Annotated in this window: 17 protein-coding genes; 11 read left to right on the top strand and 6 right to left on the bottom strand. The window is 50.2% G+C overall.

Translation table 11 applies throughout. The features are described from left to right. The 6 genes from mrdB to lipA all read left to right on the top strand — a co-directional run bounded on the left by mrdB (position 1) and on the right by lipA (position 5,903). Complete coding sequence (gene mrdB, locus OGX97_RS17015; RefSeq protein ID WP_003022718.1) at positions 1-1,113, top strand: peptidoglycan glycosyltransferase MrdB; 1,113 nt, start codon at positions 1-3, stop codon at positions 1,111-1,113. A gap of 10 nt (positions 1,114-1,123) precedes the next feature. Then, complete coding sequence (gene rlpA, locus OGX97_RS17010; protein ID WP_279850439.1) at positions 1,124-2,251, top strand: endolytic peptidoglycan transglycosylase RlpA; 1,128 nt, start codon at positions 1,124-1,126, stop codon at positions 2,249-2,251. A gap of 142 nt (positions 2,252-2,393) precedes the next feature. Further along, positions 2,394-3,605: a D-alanyl-D-alanine carboxypeptidase DacA gene (gene dacA / locus OGX97_RS17005; RefSeq protein WP_003022711.1), complete on the top strand. Its 1,212-nt coding sequence runs from the start codon at positions 2,394-2,396 to the stop codon at positions 3,603-3,605. 106 nt (positions 3,606-3,711) lie between these two features. Continuing rightward, positions 3,712-3,975, top strand: coding sequence for a DUF493 family protein YbeD (ybeD, locus tag OGX97_RS17000; RefSeq protein ID WP_003022706.1), 264 nt, complete (start codon positions 3,712-3,714; stop codon positions 3,973-3,975). Positions 3,976-4,089: 114 nt separating this feature from the next. After that, positions 4,090-4,731, top strand: coding sequence for a lipoyl(octanoyl) transferase LipB (lipB, locus tag OGX97_RS16995; protein WP_003831286.1), 642 nt, complete (start codon positions 4,090-4,092; stop codon positions 4,729-4,731). Positions 4,732-4,937: 206 nt separating this feature from the next. Further along, entirely contained in the window at positions 4,938-5,903 is a 966-nt protein-coding gene (gene lipA / locus OGX97_RS16990; protein WP_003022702.1) for a lipoyl synthase, read from the top strand. A 98-nt stretch (positions 5,904-6,001) separates the two neighbouring features. On the opposite strand, the gene tatE is transcribed toward lipA, so the two are convergent. Together tatE and OGX97_RS16980 are read right to left on the bottom strand one after the other, a co-directional pair. Then, entirely contained in the window at positions 6,002-6,205 is a 204-nt protein-coding gene (tatE, locus tag OGX97_RS16985; protein ID WP_003022699.1) for a twin-arginine translocase subunit TatE, read from the bottom strand. 128 nt (positions 6,206-6,333) lie between these two features. Then, positions 6,334-7,122 (bottom strand): deaminated glutathione amidase, encoded by a 789-nt coding sequence (locus OGX97_RS16980; protein WP_032942681.1) that lies wholly within the window; start codon positions 7,120-7,122, stop codon positions 6,334-6,336. A 90-nt stretch (positions 7,123-7,212) separates the two neighbouring features. Here OGX97_RS16980 and crcB point away from each other — a divergent pair, with 90 nt between their 5' ends. Beyond that, positions 7,213-7,596, top strand: coding sequence for a fluoride efflux transporter CrcB (gene crcB / locus OGX97_RS16975; RefSeq protein WP_003831281.1), 384 nt, complete (start codon positions 7,213-7,215; stop codon positions 7,594-7,596). A 52-nt stretch (positions 7,597-7,648) separates the two neighbouring features. Here the strand turns inward: crcB and cspE are convergent, their stop codons facing one another. Both cspE and pagP read right to left on the bottom strand, forming a co-directional pair. Beyond that, positions 7,649-7,858: a transcription antiterminator/RNA stability regulator CspE gene (gene cspE / locus OGX97_RS16970; protein WP_000034825.1), complete on the bottom strand. Its 210-nt coding sequence runs from the start codon at positions 7,856-7,858 to the stop codon at positions 7,649-7,651. Between the two features lie 189 nt (positions 7,859-8,047). Beyond that, entirely contained in the window at positions 8,048-8,611 is a 564-nt protein-coding gene (pagP, locus tag OGX97_RS16965; protein WP_103284871.1) for a lipid IV(A) palmitoyltransferase PagP, read from the bottom strand. A gap of 462 nt (positions 8,612-9,073) precedes the next feature. On the opposite strand from pagP, the gene dcuC reads away from it, so the two are divergent. After that, positions 9,074-10,459: an anaerobic C4-dicarboxylate transporter DcuC gene (dcuC, locus tag OGX97_RS16960; RefSeq protein ID WP_279850438.1), complete on the top strand. Its 1,386-nt coding sequence runs from the start codon at positions 9,074-9,076 to the stop codon at positions 10,457-10,459. Between the two features lie 116 nt (positions 10,460-10,575). On the opposite strand, the gene dpiA is transcribed toward dcuC, so the two are convergent. After that, positions 10,576-11,256 (bottom strand): two-component response regulator DpiA, encoded by a 681-nt coding sequence (gene dpiA, locus OGX97_RS16955; protein WP_003831279.1) that lies wholly within the window; start codon positions 11,254-11,256, stop codon positions 10,576-10,578. Further along, positions 11,225-12,886 (bottom strand): sensor histidine kinase DpiB, encoded by a 1,662-nt coding sequence (gene dpiB / locus OGX97_RS16950; protein ID WP_060682584.1) that lies wholly within the window; start codon positions 12,884-12,886, stop codon positions 11,225-11,227. The genes dpiA and dpiB overlap by 32 nt, the downstream gene beginning before the upstream one ends. Before the next feature lie 391 nt (positions 12,887-13,277). Here dpiB and citC point away from each other — a divergent pair, with 391 nt between their 5' ends. From citC to OGX97_RS16935, 3 genes are read left to right on the top strand one after another with little or no spacing between them, the layout of a single operon-like run. Continuing rightward, positions 13,278-14,354, top strand: coding sequence for a [citrate (pro-3S)-lyase] ligase (citC, locus tag OGX97_RS16945; RefSeq protein WP_003831277.1), 1,077 nt, complete (start codon positions 13,278-13,280; stop codon positions 14,352-14,354). Continuing rightward, complete coding sequence (gene citD / locus OGX97_RS16940) at positions 14,351-14,647, top strand: citrate lyase acyl carrier protein (protein ID WP_003831276.1); 297 nt, start codon at positions 14,351-14,353, stop codon at positions 14,645-14,647. The genes citC and citD overlap by 4 nt, the downstream gene beginning before the upstream one ends. Next, a complete protein-coding gene (locus OGX97_RS16935) occupies positions 14,644-15,552 on the top strand; it encodes an aldolase/citrate lyase family protein (protein WP_003831275.1) in 909 nt (302 codons plus the stop codon). Before citD ends, OGX97_RS16935 begins: the two co-directional genes overlap by 4 nt. The last annotated feature ends 2 nt before the right edge of the window (positions 15,553-15,554 follow it).

The raw sequence follows: 15,554 nt of genomic DNA, 5'->3' as shown, positions 1-15,554 counted from the left end.
GTGACGGATAATCCGAACAAAAAAACATTCTGGGACAAAATCCACATCGATCCCACGATGTTGCTTATTTTGCTGGCGCTGCTGGTTTACAGCTCGCTGGTCATCTGGAGCGCCAGCGGCCAGGATATTGGCATGATGGAGCGCAAGGTCGGTCAGATCGCGATGGGCCTGGTCATCATGGTGGTGATGGCGCAAATCCCGCCCCGAGTTTATGAAGGCTGGGCTCCCTATCTCTACATCTTTTGCATCATTTTGTTGGTGGCAGTAGATGCCTTCGGCGCTATCTCCAAAGGCGCGCAGCGCTGGCTGGATTTGGGGATTGTGCGTTTTCAGCCTTCCGAAATCGCCAAGATTGCCGTGCCGCTGATGGTCGCGCGCTTCATCAACCGTGATGTTTGCCCGCCATCGCTAAAAAATACCGCCATTGCGTTGGTGCTGATATTTATGCCCACCCTGCTGGTGGCCGCCCAGCCAGACCTCGGAACTTCAATACTGGTCGCTCTTTCCGGTCTGTTTGTTCTGTTCCTTTCTGGTTTGAGCTGGCGTTTAATCGGTGTTGCGGTAGTCCTGGTTGCGGCGTTTATCCCGATACTGTGGTTCTTCCTGATGCATGATTATCAACGTCAGCGCGTCATGATGTTACTCGATCCGGAAACCGATCCGCTGGGTGCGGGTTATCACATCATTCAGTCTAAAATTGCTATTGGCTCCGGCGGTCTACGTGGTAAAGGCTGGCTACACGGTACGCAGTCGCAGCTTGAGTTTTTACCCGAACGTCATACAGATTTTATCTTCGCGGTATTAGCGGAAGAACTGGGTCTGGTAGGGATCTTAATTCTGCTGGCGCTGTACATTTTGCTGATTATGCGCGGGTTATGGATCGCTGCCCACGCGCAAACCACCTTTGGTCGCGTCATGGCGGGTGGTTTAATGTTGATATTATTCGTTTATGTCTTCGTAAATATTGGTATGGTGAGCGGTATTCTGCCCGTGGTTGGCGTTCCTCTCCCACTGGTTAGTTACGGAGGCTCGGCACTTATCGTGCTGATGGCTGGGTTCGGGATTGTTATGTCGATCCATACCCATAGAAAAATGTTGTCGAAAAGCGTGTAAGGGGTACGCAATGCGTAAGCAGTGGCTTGGTATCTGCATCGCAGCAGGAATGCTCGCGGCGTGTTCGAGTGATGATGGTCAGCAACAGGGTGCTGTCGCACCGCAGCCTGCGGTGTGTAATGGTCCGATTGTTGAAATCAGCGGGGCCGATCCGCGCTTTGAACCCCTGAACCCAACGGCGAATCAGGACTATCAGCGTGATGGTAAGAGCTACAAAATCGTCCAGGACCCTTCCCGCTTTAGCCAGGCAGGGCTTGCCGCTATCTATGATGCGGAACCCGGAAGCAACTTAACCGCGTCTGGTGAAGCGTTCGACCCGATGCAGTTAACCGCAGCGCATCCGACGCTGCCAGTCCCAAGCTATGCCAGAATAACTAACATGGCAAATGGCAGGATGATTGTCGTGCGCATTAACGATCGCGGCCCTTATGGCAACGATCGCGTGATTTCACTTTCACGTGCAGCAGCCGACCGTCTGAATACCTCCAACAATACCAAAGTGCGTATCGACCCGATCATCGTCGCCCAGGATGGTTCATTGTCCGGGCCGGGAATGGCTTGTACCACGGTAGCGAAACAAACCTATGCCCTGCCCGCGCGTCCTGATTTAAGCGGCGGTGGCAATATGGGCAGCATGCCTGCGCCATCGGATGCGGGTCAGCCGCAAGGCGATATTCGTCCGATCAGCAATTCCACGTTGAAAAGCGATGATACAACCGGTGCGCCAGTGAACAGCAGTGGATTCCTCGGTGCGCCGACCACACTCGCTGCAGGCGTGCTGGAAGGTAGCGAGCCGACTCCGGCTCCGCAACCGACCACCACCGCACCGGTAACGCCAACCGCGCCAGCAGCAACACCAGCCGCCGTCGCTGCACCTGCGCCAGCGCCAGCGGCAGCGCCAGCGGCAGTAGCCAACGGACGCTACGTGGTTCAGGTTGGCGCAGTCAGCGAGCAGTCGCGTGCGCAGCAGTATCAAAAACGTTTAAGCCAGCAATTTGGCGTCCCAGGTCGGGTGGTACAAAACGGCGCAGTCTGGCGTATCCAGATGGGGCCGTTCGCCAGCAAAGCTGAAGCCTCCACATTGCAGCAGCGTCTTCAAGCCGAGGCGCAATTACAGTCCTTCATCACCGGCGTGTAATAACGTAAATCAGGTATCTGAACTGTCAGTTTCTGTAAATGACATTAACAAAGTCACGCGGAAAGTCAGATGCCTGCCCGTTTTGCATTTGCTATAGTAGGGCACTTTTTTTAATTTCATCACGGACGTCGTAGTTCAGACCATGAAGACCACTTTTTCCGCTCGTTTCGTGCAGCGTATGGCGCTCACCGCGGCTCTCTGCGCAGCTTCTCTCTCTGCTGCCCATGCCGATGACCTGAATATTAAAACCATGATCCCGGGTGTTCCGCAGATCGATGCGGAGTCATATATCCTGATTGATTACAATTCAGGCAAAGTTCTGGCAGAACAGAACGCTGACACTCGCCGCGACCCCGCCAGTCTGACCAAAATGATGACCAGCTACGTCATCGGCCAGGCGATGAAAGCCGGGAAATTCAAAGAAACCGATCTGGTCACCGTCGGCAATGACGCATGGGCTACAGGTAATCCGGTCTTTAAAGGTTCATCGTTGATGTTCCTGAAGCCAGGAATGCAGGTTCCTGTTTCTCAGCTTATCCGTGGTATCAACCTGCAATCCGGGAATGACGCGTGCGTGGCAATGGCGGACTTCGCAGCCGGTAGCCAGGATGCTTTCGTCGGTCTGATGAACAGCTATGTGAACGCGCTGGGCCTGAAAAACACCCACTTCCAGACCGTTCATGGTCTCGATGCTGACGGTCAATACAGCTCGGCTCGCGACATGGCGATGATTGGTCAGGCGCTGATTCGCGACGTGCCTAACGAATACTCTATCTATAAAGAAAAAGAGTTCACCTTTAACGGCATCCGTCAGTTAAACCGTAACGGCCTGCTGTGGGATAACAGCCTGAATGTCGACGGTATCAAAACCGGTCATACCGACAAGGCTGGCTATAACCTCGTTGCATCCGCAACCGAAGGCCAGATGCGTCTGATCTCCGCCGTCATGGGTGGCCGCACCTATAAAGGTCGCGAAACCGAAAGTAAAAAACTGCTGACCTGGGGCTTCCGTTTCTTTGAAACCGTGAACCCACTGAAAGTCGGTAAAGAGTTTGCTTCTGAGCCCGCCTGGTTTGGTAACACCGATCGTGCATCGTTAGGCGTAGATAAAGATGTCTACCTGACTATTCCGCGCGGCCGCATGAAAGATCTGAAAGCAAGCTATGTGCTGAACACCACGGAACTGCACGCACCGCTGCAGAAAAACCAGGTTGTCGGCACCATCAACTTCCAGCTGGATGGCAAAACCATTGAGCAGCGCCCGCTGGTAGTCCTGCAGGAAATCCCTGAAGGCAACTTCTTTGGGAAAATCATTGATTACATTAAATTAATGTTCCATCACTGGTTTGGCTAAAAATCGAACACTTGAAAGTGTGATTTACGTCCCCATATACTAGGTATCCAGATAACTCCCACGCGCTGTGGGAGTTATTATTTATTGATGTAACGCCGGAGCTGACATGAAAACCAAACTTAACGAACTGCTTGAATTCCCTACTCCATTTACTTACAAAGTAATGGGGCAGGCGTTGCCTGAGCTGGTTGATCAGGTGGTTGAAGTGGTACAGCGCCATGCGCCAGGTGATTACTCTCCGACGGTAAAACCGAGCAGCAAAGGCAACTACCACTCGGTCTCAATCACTATTACTGCTACACACATTGAGCAGGTTGAAACGCTGTACGAAGAATTAGGCAATATCGATATCGTACGCATGGTACTGTAAAAACCTGTTGGTTACCCGCTGCATCCCCGCTCGGGTAACCCCTCCCCCCTGTGATATACTTTTCCCCCTCTTTTATATTCTCTACTCTATGTGAGTATCTACGGAGATGCCGTTTTGTATCAGGATAAAATTCTTGTCCGCCAGCTCGGTCTTCAACCTTACGAGCCAGTTTCTCTGGCCATGCACGAATTCACCGATACCCGCGATGAAAACAGTTATGACGAAATCTGGCTGGTAGAGCATTATCCTGTTTTTACCCAGGGTCAGGCAGGTAAAGCAGAGCACGTACTGATGCCGGGAGATATTCCGGTGATCCAGAGCGATCGTGGCGGTCAGGTGACTTATCACGGGCCGGGCCAGCAGGTCATGTATGTGCTGTTGAACCTGAAGCGTCGTAAACTTGGCGTTCGCGAACTGGTTACGCTGCTGGAGCAAACCGTTGTGAATACCCTTGCGGAAATCGGTATTGACGCCCACCCGCGAGCCGATGCGCCAGGCGTATACGTTGGAGAGAAGAAAATCTGCTCTTTGGGGTTACGTATTCGTAAAGGATGTTCATTTCACGGCTTAGCGCTCAACGTGGATATGGACTTGTCGCCTTTCCTGCGTATCAATCCTTGTGGTTATGCCGGAATGGAAATGGCGAAGGTATCGCAGTGGGATAGCACTGCCACGACCGAGAGCATTCGCCCAAGGCTGCTGGCCAACATTCTGGCGCTGTTGGGTAACCCACCGCACGAGTACATCGCGGACTGAAATTAAGCGCATACTTTGCCACGGCATATGTTGTGGCAAATGGCACAAAACAACAACTATTTTACATTTTGCCAGCCTGTCAGGCTGCTTTCTGGCCCGTTTCAATGATATACTGCGTATCACTAATTCAAAAATAGTTGATAAATGCAACATTCCCTTGAATTGAAACGCTTTCCTTCGTAATTCGCAACTGGAACACGCAAGCTATGAGTAAACCCATTGTGATGGAACGCGGTGTTAAATACCGCGATGCCGATAAGATGGCTCTTATCCCGGTAAAAAATGTGGCAACAGAGCGTGAAGCCCTGCTGCGTAAACCGGAATGGATGAAAATAAAACTGCCAGCGGACTCCACTCGCATCCAGGGCATCAAAGCGGCAATGCGCAAAAATGGCCTGCACTCTGTCTGCGAAGAAGCTTCCTGCCCTAACCTGGCTGAATGTTTCAATCACGGAACTGCAACCTTTATGATCCTCGGCGCAATCTGTACCCGCCGTTGCCCATTCTGTGACGTTGCCCATGGCCGTCCGGTTGCTCCTGATGCTAACGAGCCGTTAAAACTTGCTCAGACGATTGCTGACATGGCGCTGCGCTATGTCGTCATTACCTCCGTTGACCGCGACGATCTGCGTGACGGCGGCGCTCAGCACTTTGCTGACTGCATCACCGCTATTCGTGAGAAAAGCCCGTCGATTAAAATCGAAACGCTGGTGCCTGACTTCCGTGGTCGTATGGATCGTGCGCTGGATATCCTCACGGCCACCCCGCCGGATGTGTTTAACCACAACCTCGAAAACGTACCACGTATTTATCGCAATGTTCGTCCAGGTGCTGACTACAACTGGTCACTGAAGCTTCTGGAACGTTTCAAGGAAGCGCACCCGGAGATTCCGACCAAATCAGGTCTGATGGTCGGTCTGGGCGAAACCAATGCGGAAATCATTGAGGTCATGCGTGACCTGCGCAGCCATGGTGTCACCATGCTGACACTGGGACAGTATTTACAGCCAAGCCGCCATCACCTGCCGGTTCAACGCTATGTGAGCCCGGATGAGTTCGATGAGATGAAAGCCGAAGCTATGGCAATGGGCTTTACCCATGCAGCCTGCGGTCCATTCGTTCGCTCTTCATACCATGCTGACATGCAGGCCAAAGGGCTGGAAGTGAAGTAATCGTGTAATACTCACTTACATATCAGCAATAAAAAAACCGGCTAATTGCCGGTTTTTTTTCATGCAGAGTATGCAGTATGAGCATCATGCTCCTGACATTACTCTTTATGAGAAAGCTTCTCAGCCTGAACGCTACCATCAGCATCTTTCTTAGCATCGGCATTATCGTCGTTCATTGCTTTCTTGAAGCCTTTGATTGCCGTTCCCAGGTCTCCACCCAGTGTACGTAACTTCTTGGTACCAAACAGCAGAACAACCAGTGCGGCAACCACCAGCAGTTTGGTAATACTAATCTCACCCATAGATACCTTCTTGACTTAAACCAGGCTGCATAAAGCGCCATATTAACCTGAGAATATTAACGGCCTTTCGACGCGCGCACACAATAGCAATCTGTAACAAGGTGAATCAAGCCTTGTTTAAAAAAACGTCATAATAATTGCGGTGGCGCAAAGCGTCGGTTACTTAACACCGGGAGTTGTGCCCTAACCTGCCTCACCCGCTCGGCGGAAACCTCGGCCATAATTAGCGTGGGCGTTTCTGCCGCAGCAGCAATGGTCACACCAAAGGGGTCGATGACCCTGCTTTGGCCGATATTCTTGTTACCGCACTCTCCCGCCGCAATCAAGTAACACGTCGCATCTAACGCTCTTGCCGCCAAAAGCGTAGCCCAGTGATGTTCTTTAAGCGATCCCCGAACCCAGGCTGCGGGTAAGACAAGAATTTCCGCTCCCTGCAATGCGTGCGCCAGCGCCAACTCAGGAAAGCGCAGATCATAACAGGTCATTAACCCTACTTTTAACCCGTCTACGTCCAGCAGCGGCGCTATGGCGTCCCCTGCATCCACATTTCGTGACTCCTGAATCGAAAAGGCATCATAGAGATGTAATTTAGCGTAATGGGCCACGACCTGACCTGCCCGTAGCGCCACCAGCATGTTAAACGCCCGGCCTGGCACAGAAGGAACATGAATCGTCAGGATTGTCGTCATCTCATTTTGCGCGCTTTCTCGCAGCAAGCGCGTCAAAAATCCGCCCTCCAGCAGTTGAGCTGATTTCACTGACAGGTCTGGGTCCAGATCGTCACGGGCCAGAAGCGCCTCCGGTAATACCAACAGCGACGCCCCCTCTCCTGCAGCCTGTGACATCAAAAAGACGCAGGTTTCTGCATTTTTTTCCCATGAAGGTCCCACGGCAAATTGCCCTGCTGCAACGAACATATTCCCTCCAGAAAACGTTGTTAGGCTCGCCAACCACGATTATTCAGCGTTACACTCATCCTATATACAATCAAATAGCAGGATTATGCAGTGTTACAACTCCTTTTAGCGGTTTTTATCGGTGGTGGTACAGGTAGTGTAGCAAGATGGATGTTGAGCATGAGGTTTAACCCGCTACATCAGGCCATCCCATTCGGTACACTGGCTGCAAACTTACTTGGCGCATTTATCATTGGTATGGGTCTGGCGTGGTTTAATCGCATGACTAACATTGATCCAATGTGGAAGGTACTGATTACCACTGGCTTTTGCGGGGGACTAACAACGTTTTCCACTTTCTCAGCTGAGGTGGTGTTTTTGCTACAGGAAGGACGCTTTGGTTGGGCTATGGTGAATGTACTGGTTAATCTGTTGGGATCATTTGCGATGACCGCCCTGGCATTCTGGCTGGTTTCGGCCTCTCCCGCGCACTGAAGCGAAAAAAAACCCGCAATTAAGCGGGTTTTGAATGCTTGCTGTCGTATGCTTACAGAGCGATTACGTTTGCAGCAGAAGGGCCTTTGGCACCGTTAGTGATTTCGAACTCTACACGCTGACCTTCAGCCAGAGTTTTAAAACCATTGGTCTGGATTGCAGAGAAGTGTACGAACACGTCTTTGCTGCCATCTTCCGGAGTAATGAAACCGAATCCTTTGGACTCATTAAACCACTTAACGTTACCTTTAATCTTAGACATCAAAATTACCTTTACATGAAAAATAGACACAAATGCTGTGTCGGGTATCAGTACAACAATTGTGGTGGACTTTGTCCAGTCGAACTTTATCAAAAAGTGATAAATGTCGCGTTATTTTTCAGTTAAAGTTAATATCACACTGTTTTTAAAAGACTTTTTAATAATCCACCTGACAATACAGGTAGTCCATCAAAACTGGAAACGCATCCATGCAAAGTAGACGTTACCGTTGTTGTACGTTCCCGGAATGTAGGTCATCTGGAACGTTGCCGGACCATACCCTATCGATGCCAGCGGTAACAGCACGGGAACCGGAATGTAGTTCCAGTTATCGCGTGCGGTAAAACCAGCGGTAAAACCGAGACCTGTATGAAAATTTTCATCTGCCAGCGGTCGCCAGGTTTTTTCCCAGCCATAACCACCAATGGGTTCCCATTTATTGTAGGAATCCTTAAAGGCCATTATATAAAGCCCGTGCCAGTTACCTTTATCATCCCAACGGGATTGACCAAAGCCCGCCCCCCATGGGCGTTCATTGTAGCGATCCGTTTTTTCTTTATCGTAGGCAAAGCGTGCATGCCAGGTAATAGCCGGCACGTACAGATCATAATGTTCTGGCTGCTGCCAGGTTTCACTGACATTGTCTTTAAAAGTAGCGAACCAGCCTTTATCTTCAGCAACTCCATGGGGAATGGATGCTAACTGAATAAAAAGAAATGAAAAAATGAGAAAATATCGTTTAGCGACAATCACAACTTAATTACCATCCTGGGATTTATTATTAATTGTAGCAAACTCAACCTTAATGTTAGCTTAACAAAAATGCGCAGCTAAAAAATCAGAATAATCCTCAGCCTATAATTTTTAAGATAATTATCCATGAGTTTACTGAGCCATCTAATAGGAACTATTTTCTCTTTATTGCCAATAAATTGTTCTTTCCTGCGAAAAAAGTTAAATATCATCACAATAAATTAACAATTAATATTCATCATCGCCACAAAACACACACATCAGCGCTGCGCTTCACAGTTTCTTATTGTGAGATTCTTTTTTAAACCGCGATGCTGAAAAAACGGCTTAACCATCGCTTGAATCCGTATTTTTATTGATTTTAATCAGCAAGAGTTATCGGTTTATTAGGCACATTCTGTCACCACTTTTTACTTTTTTTAGTTTTTTTACTTTCTGGGCAGCAATGCGACAGGGGAAACGATGTTGACATTTATTGAACTCCTTATTGGGGTTGTGGTTATTGTGGGTGTAGCGCGCTACATCATTAAAGGTTATTCCGCGACAGGCGTACTGTTTGTTGGTGGTCTGGTTTTGCTGATTATTAGTGCGCTGATGGGGCATAAAGTTTTGCCGTCCAGCGCGGCATCAACGGGCTATACGGCAACAGACATTGTTGAATATATTAAAATTTTGCTGATGAGCCGTGGTGGCGATCTCGGCATGATGATCATGATGCTGTGTGGTTTTGCCGCTTATATGACCCACATTGGCGCGAACGATATGGTCGTTAAGCTGGCCTCCAAGCCTCTGCAATACATCAACTCACCTTATCTGCTAATGATTGCCGCCTATTTTGTCGCCTGCCTGATGTCACTGGCGGTTTCGTCAGCAACCGGTCTGGGCGTATTGCTGATGGCAACACTTTTCCCGGTCATGGTTAACGTTGGGATCAGCCGTGGCGCCGCAGCGGCCATTTGTGCCTCCCCTGCTGCAATTATTCTTTCACCAACATCCGGTGATGTGGTGCTGGCGGCAAAAGCTGCAGAAATGCCGCTGATCGATTTCGCCTTTAAAACCACGCTGCCAATTTCCATTGCCGCCATCATTGCTATGGCGATTGCCCACTTTTTCTGGCAGCGTTTTCTGGATAAAAAAGAGAACATTTCTCATGAAATGTTAGATGTGGCTGAAATCACCACGACTGCCCCGTCATTTTACGCCATTCTGCCGTTTACCCCGATTGTTGGCGTCCTGATTTTTGATGGTAAATGGGGTCCACAGCTGCATATCATTACGATTCTGGTTCTGTGCATGCTCATCGCGGCTATTCTGGAGTTCGTACGTGGGTTCAACACCCAAAAGATTTTCTCTGGTCTGGAAGTCGCTTACCGTGGCATGGCGGATGCCTTTGCTAACGTGGTGATGTTGTTAGTCGCTGCGGGTGTATTTGCCCAGGGTCTGAGCACAATCGGCTTTATTCAGAGTCTGATTTCTATCGCCACCTCGTTTGGTTCAGCGAGCATTATTCTGATGATGGTGCTGGTGATCCTGACTATGCTGGCGGCAATGACTACGGGTTCTGGTAACGCTCCGTTCTATGCCTTCGTTGAGATGATCCCTAAGCTGGCGCATTCCTCCGGCATTAACCCAGCTTACCTTGTTATCCCGATGCTGCAGGCGTCAAACCTTGGACGCACAATCTCCCCGGTCTCCGGCGTGGTGGTTGCTGTGGCTGGTATGGCGAAGATTTCTCCGTTCGAAGTGGTGAAACGTACCTCGGTTCCGGTTCTGGTTGGGTTGTTGGTTGTGATTATCGCAACTGAAGTGATGGTACCAGGTTCTTCTTCAGCCGTCGTTGGCGGCTGATACTCAGAGAAATGTAGGCCGGATGAGGCATTCACGCCGCATCCGGCATTTCGACTGCAACGTTGCCGGATGTCGATGCTAAAGCATCTTATCCGGCCTACGTCAGAAATCAGCATTTAGCCGCCGTGATAGATACGCTGCGGCCTACCCACCTTACCGTGAATAATCTCCGCAATAATCAAATGTCGGCTGGCACAGTACTCCAGGTAGCGTCTGGAAGTCGTTCGGCTGATAGTGAGCGCCTGGGCGATCGTTTCTGCTGTATGGTGTACCGTCGGATCGGCAAATAATTTCAGCACTGCATTCAGCGTTAAGGCATCAATCCCGGTCGGTAAATCCCCTTTCGGCTCGCCCCGCGCGTAGGCATTAAACATCTCATCTATCTGCTTTTGACTGGCGCTATCATTACCGGCCAACATGCGTCGCCGCTGTTGATAACGCGTCAGGGTCTGCCCCAGCCGCTCGTAGGCAATGGGTTTGACCAGGTAATCAAACGCGCCGCTGCGCACAGCTTCGGAGACTGTTTCCATGTCGCTGGCCGCCGTGGTAAACACCACACCGCCCGGATAACGCGCCTGGGTTAGCTCATGCAATAAGGTAATTCCCTTGCCGTCCGGCAAGTAGTTATCGAGCAGAATCAAACCGGGCTTAAAACGCTCAATCATCATCCTCGCCTGCGCAAGATTACCCGCCAGCCAAATCTGGCTGAAGCCGGGTATATGGCGGATATATTCAGCATGCATTTCCGCCAGTAGCGTTTCATCCTCAACGATCAATAGCGTTAATGGTTCCGTCATTGTTTTTTTTCACTTTCGGAAGAAATAAAGAAAATAAGGTGCCGCAGGGGGAGTTATCTTCGAGCGTAATCACCCCGTCACAGCGCCTCACATAACTTGCAATAAGATACAAACCGATGCCATGTTCACCTGGTTCATCGGTACGGGTGCTCACACCCTGTTCAAATATTTTTTCACGCAATGCTTCCGGCACACCGCATCCCTGATCGGCAACTTCGATGATCACGTCATCCCCTTCATCGCTCAAATAGAGTTCGACGACCTTGTTGCCTTGCTGGGTGCGCAAGCTCGCTTCAAATGCATTATCAAGCAGATTGCCAACAATTGCTGCAAACTCTGTGCTATCCAGCCCCTCGGGGAGTTGATGCAGTTGGCTGCCCTGAACAATAGTCATGGTGAGACCCAGTTCCCGCGCGCGCTGCACCTTGCCAAACAACAGACCGGCTACCTGACGATCGGCAAACGCGCCGCGCAGACTGTCAATCAGTTGCTGTTGCGCCTGGGATTCCCCCTGCACCATGGCCAGAACCTTGTCATACTCTTTCATTTGCAGCAGACCATTGATAGTCGACATCCAGTTCAGATGCTCATGACGCAGCGTCCTCAGGCTCTCTACATACTGTTTGATTTGCGTTAACTGCGCATTAAGAGTAGCAATTTCATCTTTACTACGAAAACTGATGATTGCCCCAAGCAGTTCGTCACCGGAGCGAATCGCCTCACGGTTGGCGATAACGCTCAGTCCATTAAAGTTGACCATCGCGTCCTGTCGTTTTTCCGCAATCTGTTGGGTGAAAAAGTCCGCTGGCTGAACCACCTCACTCACCGGTTTTCCAAGCCACTTTCTCCCAGGTGAAGACAGCCCCAGCATTTTCCTCGCACTGCGATTTATTGCGGTGATATATCCATCAGGATCCACGGCAATCAACCCTTCATACACCGAGCTGAACAACGCTTCCTGCTGACGTACCACACGCGCAATTTGTTTCGGTTCCATACCCAACATCTGCCGACGAATATGGGCAGCGAAAAACCAGGAGAGCAGCATCAGAACCAACAGCAGCAGGATAAATACCCCAGCCATTGGCAGTAAGAAATCCGATCGCCAGCTATCGATTTTGCTGATCAGATAACCAATTGAGACCACGCCAATGATTTTGCCATCGTCATCAAAGATGGGCGTTTTAGCGCGCATTGCCATCCCAATGGAGCCTTTACCGGTAATAAAGTAGCTCTCGCCTTTTTCCAGCGCACCGGGTTTGGTGAACTGCATCGGATAGCCAATCTTTTCCGGGTTCGGATGATATAGACGAATGGAGTTGGTATCCCCGATAACCACGTAGTCGAAGTCAGTTCCGCTCTGCAGTTTGTCGGCAATCGTCGCCAATCGCTTGTAATCACGATGCTTAACCGCCGTGATGATACTGTCGTTAGAGGCGATGATTTTGGCCTGATTCATTGCCATATCGCGGACATGCGTTGCCAGATAATCTTCAAAGCTGGCGGTGAAGTATTGTGCCAGGGCGGCAATGATAAAAACAGAAACGACCAGAATGAGCAGAAAGATACGTAAAGGAAACGCCAGACTGCGGAAAAAAGGAAACCGTGTTTTATTTTTCTGTTCTGCCATCACATTTTTCCTCACCGACGTTAACTAAAACTAATTTCTCATTGTAGTTGTAATTAAAATGTTCTATTTACACGTTATGGTATAAAACAAGATCGTTGCAGATTCCCTACCTTAAATCAATTAAACAAATTAAAACCACACCTTATTTTAGGGTTAAATTAATTAAAAAACTTAAAACCATAAAACACATTAAAACCTTCTAACTTATTGTGAAATAAATCAAAAATTACCTCCAAAATACCCCTTACGATGTATGCAGCAGGGAAAAAAAGAAATACTCCGTAATAAAAAACCATTCCCTTCAATTGCAAACAAAACGTTATCAGGTTGCTAAACAGAGCAACAAAAACAGAAACCCAGTAACAAATATAGCATCGGGGCTCTATTCACTATGTTCGGTAATAATATATTCACGCAAGTTAAACGCTCAGAAAATAAAAAGATGGCGGCTATCGCGCAATTTCTGAAAGAGAATGATTTGAGCGTAGATACGACCGTCGAAGTATTTATCACCGTCACCCGTGACGACCGTCTGATTGCCTGCGGTGGTATCGCTGGGAATATTATTAAGTGTGTCGCAATCTGTGAATCTGTCCGCGGCGAGGGTTTAGCGCTGACGCTGGCGACCGAGTTAATCAACCTTGCCTACGAACGTCATTGTACGCACCTCTTCATCTATACCAAAACCGAGTACGAATCGCTGTTTAAACAGTGCGGTTTTTCTACGCTCACCAGCGTTCCCGGCATTATGGTATTGATGGAAAACAGCACCACACGTCTGAAACGCTACGCCGAATCACTGGCAAAACAGCGTCATGATGGGAAAAAAATTGGCTGTATCGTCATGAACGCCAACCCCTTCACCAACGGACACCGTTTTCTGATCCAACAGGCTGCCGCGCAATGTGACTGGCTACATCTGTTTTTGGTGAAAGAAGATACCTCACGTTTTCCGTATGAAGACCGCCTGGATCTGGTGCTTAAAGGAACAAAAGACATTCCACGTTTAACCGTGCATCGCGGTTCGGAGTACATCATTTCCCGCGCCACGTTCCCGTGTTACTTCATCAAAGAACAGAGCGTTATTAACCACTGCTACACCGAAATAGACCTGAAAATCTTCCGCCAGTATCTGGCTCCGGCTCTCGGCGTCACGCACCGCTTCGTCGGTACTGAGCCGTATTGCACCGTCACCTCCCAGTATAACAACGACATGCGTTACTGGCTGGAGACCCCAACGCTTCCCGCCCCGCCGATTGAACTGGTGGAAATTGAGCGGCTGTGCTTCCAGGAGATGCCGATTTCCGCCTCCTGGGTGCGCAAGCTGCTGGTTAAAAAAGATCTCACGGCTATCGCATCCCTGGTCCCTGACGCCACGCTGCAGTATCTGCAAAGCATGGTTGAGCGAGCCTCATCGGGTGCGGCAGTCCGCCAAAATACCCCCGCATTAGCAACAGGTGAAAAATGAAAATAAACCAGGCAGCCGTCGCAGGCACACTCGAGTCCGGTGATGTGATGATTCGCATCGCCCCACTCGATTCGCAGGATATTGACCTGCAGGTTAACAGTAGCGTCGAAAAGCAGTTCGGTGATGCCATCCGGGCCACCATTCTGGACGTTCTGTCCCGCTACAACGTACGCGGCGTGCAATTGAATGTTGATGATAAAGGCGCACTGGACTGCATTTTACGTGCGCGACTGGAAGCACTACTGGCCCGCGCTGGCGGTATTCCGGCACTGCCATGGGAGGATTGCCAGTGATTTCCGAATCTTTGCAACAACGTAAAACTCGTACTCGCCGCAGCATGTTGTTCGTACCGGGCGCCAATGCCGCCATGGTCAGCAACTCGTTCATCTACCCGGCAGATGCACTGATGTTCGACCTGGAAGACTCCGTCGCGTTGCGTGAAAAAGATACCGCTCGCCGCATGGTGTACCACGCGCTGCAGCATCCGCTGTATCACGACGTTGAAACCATCGTGCGTGTAAACGCCCTCGACTCCGAATGGGGTATCAACGACCTTGAAGCCGTGGTACGTGGCGGTGCTGACATCGTACGTTTACCGAAGACCGATACCGCGCAGGATGTCATCGACATCGAAAGCGAAATTCTGCGTATCGAAAACGCCTGTGGCCGTGAGCCAGGCAGCACCGGTCTGTTAGCCGCCATCGAATCGCCGTTAGGCATTACCCGCGCGGTAGAAATTGCCCATGCTTCCGAACGTCTGATCGGTATTGCCCTGGGTGCGGAAGACTATGTACGTAACCTGCGCACTGAGCGCTCACCGGAAGGTACTGAACTGCTGTTTGCCCGCTGCTCTATTTTGCAGGCTGCACGTTCTGCCGGTATTCAGGCGTTCGACACCGTGTATTCCGATGCCAACAACGAAGCGGGTTTCCTGCACGAAGCCGCACATATCAAGCAACTGGGTTTTGACGGCAAATCGCTCATCAACCCGCGCCAGATCGAACTCCTGCACAACCTGTACGCCCCAACGCGCAAAGAACTGGCTCACGCCCGTCTGGTTGTGGAAGCCGCTGAAGCCGCTGCTCGCGAAGGTCGTGGCGTAGTTTCCCTGAACGGCAAAATGGTCGACAGCCCGGTTATCGAGCGCGCCCTTCTGGTTATCTCCCGTGCAGAACTTTCCGGCATTCGCGAAGAATAAGG

This window comes from Citrobacter sp. Cpo061 (assembly GCF_030332845.1).
GTDB classification, from domain to species: domain Bacteria; phylum Pseudomonadota; class Gammaproteobacteria; order Enterobacterales; family Enterobacteriaceae; genus Citrobacter; species Citrobacter portucalensis.
The sequence above is the reverse complement of the archived record's forward strand: the minus strand, read 5'-3'. Positions and strand labels throughout refer to the sequence as shown.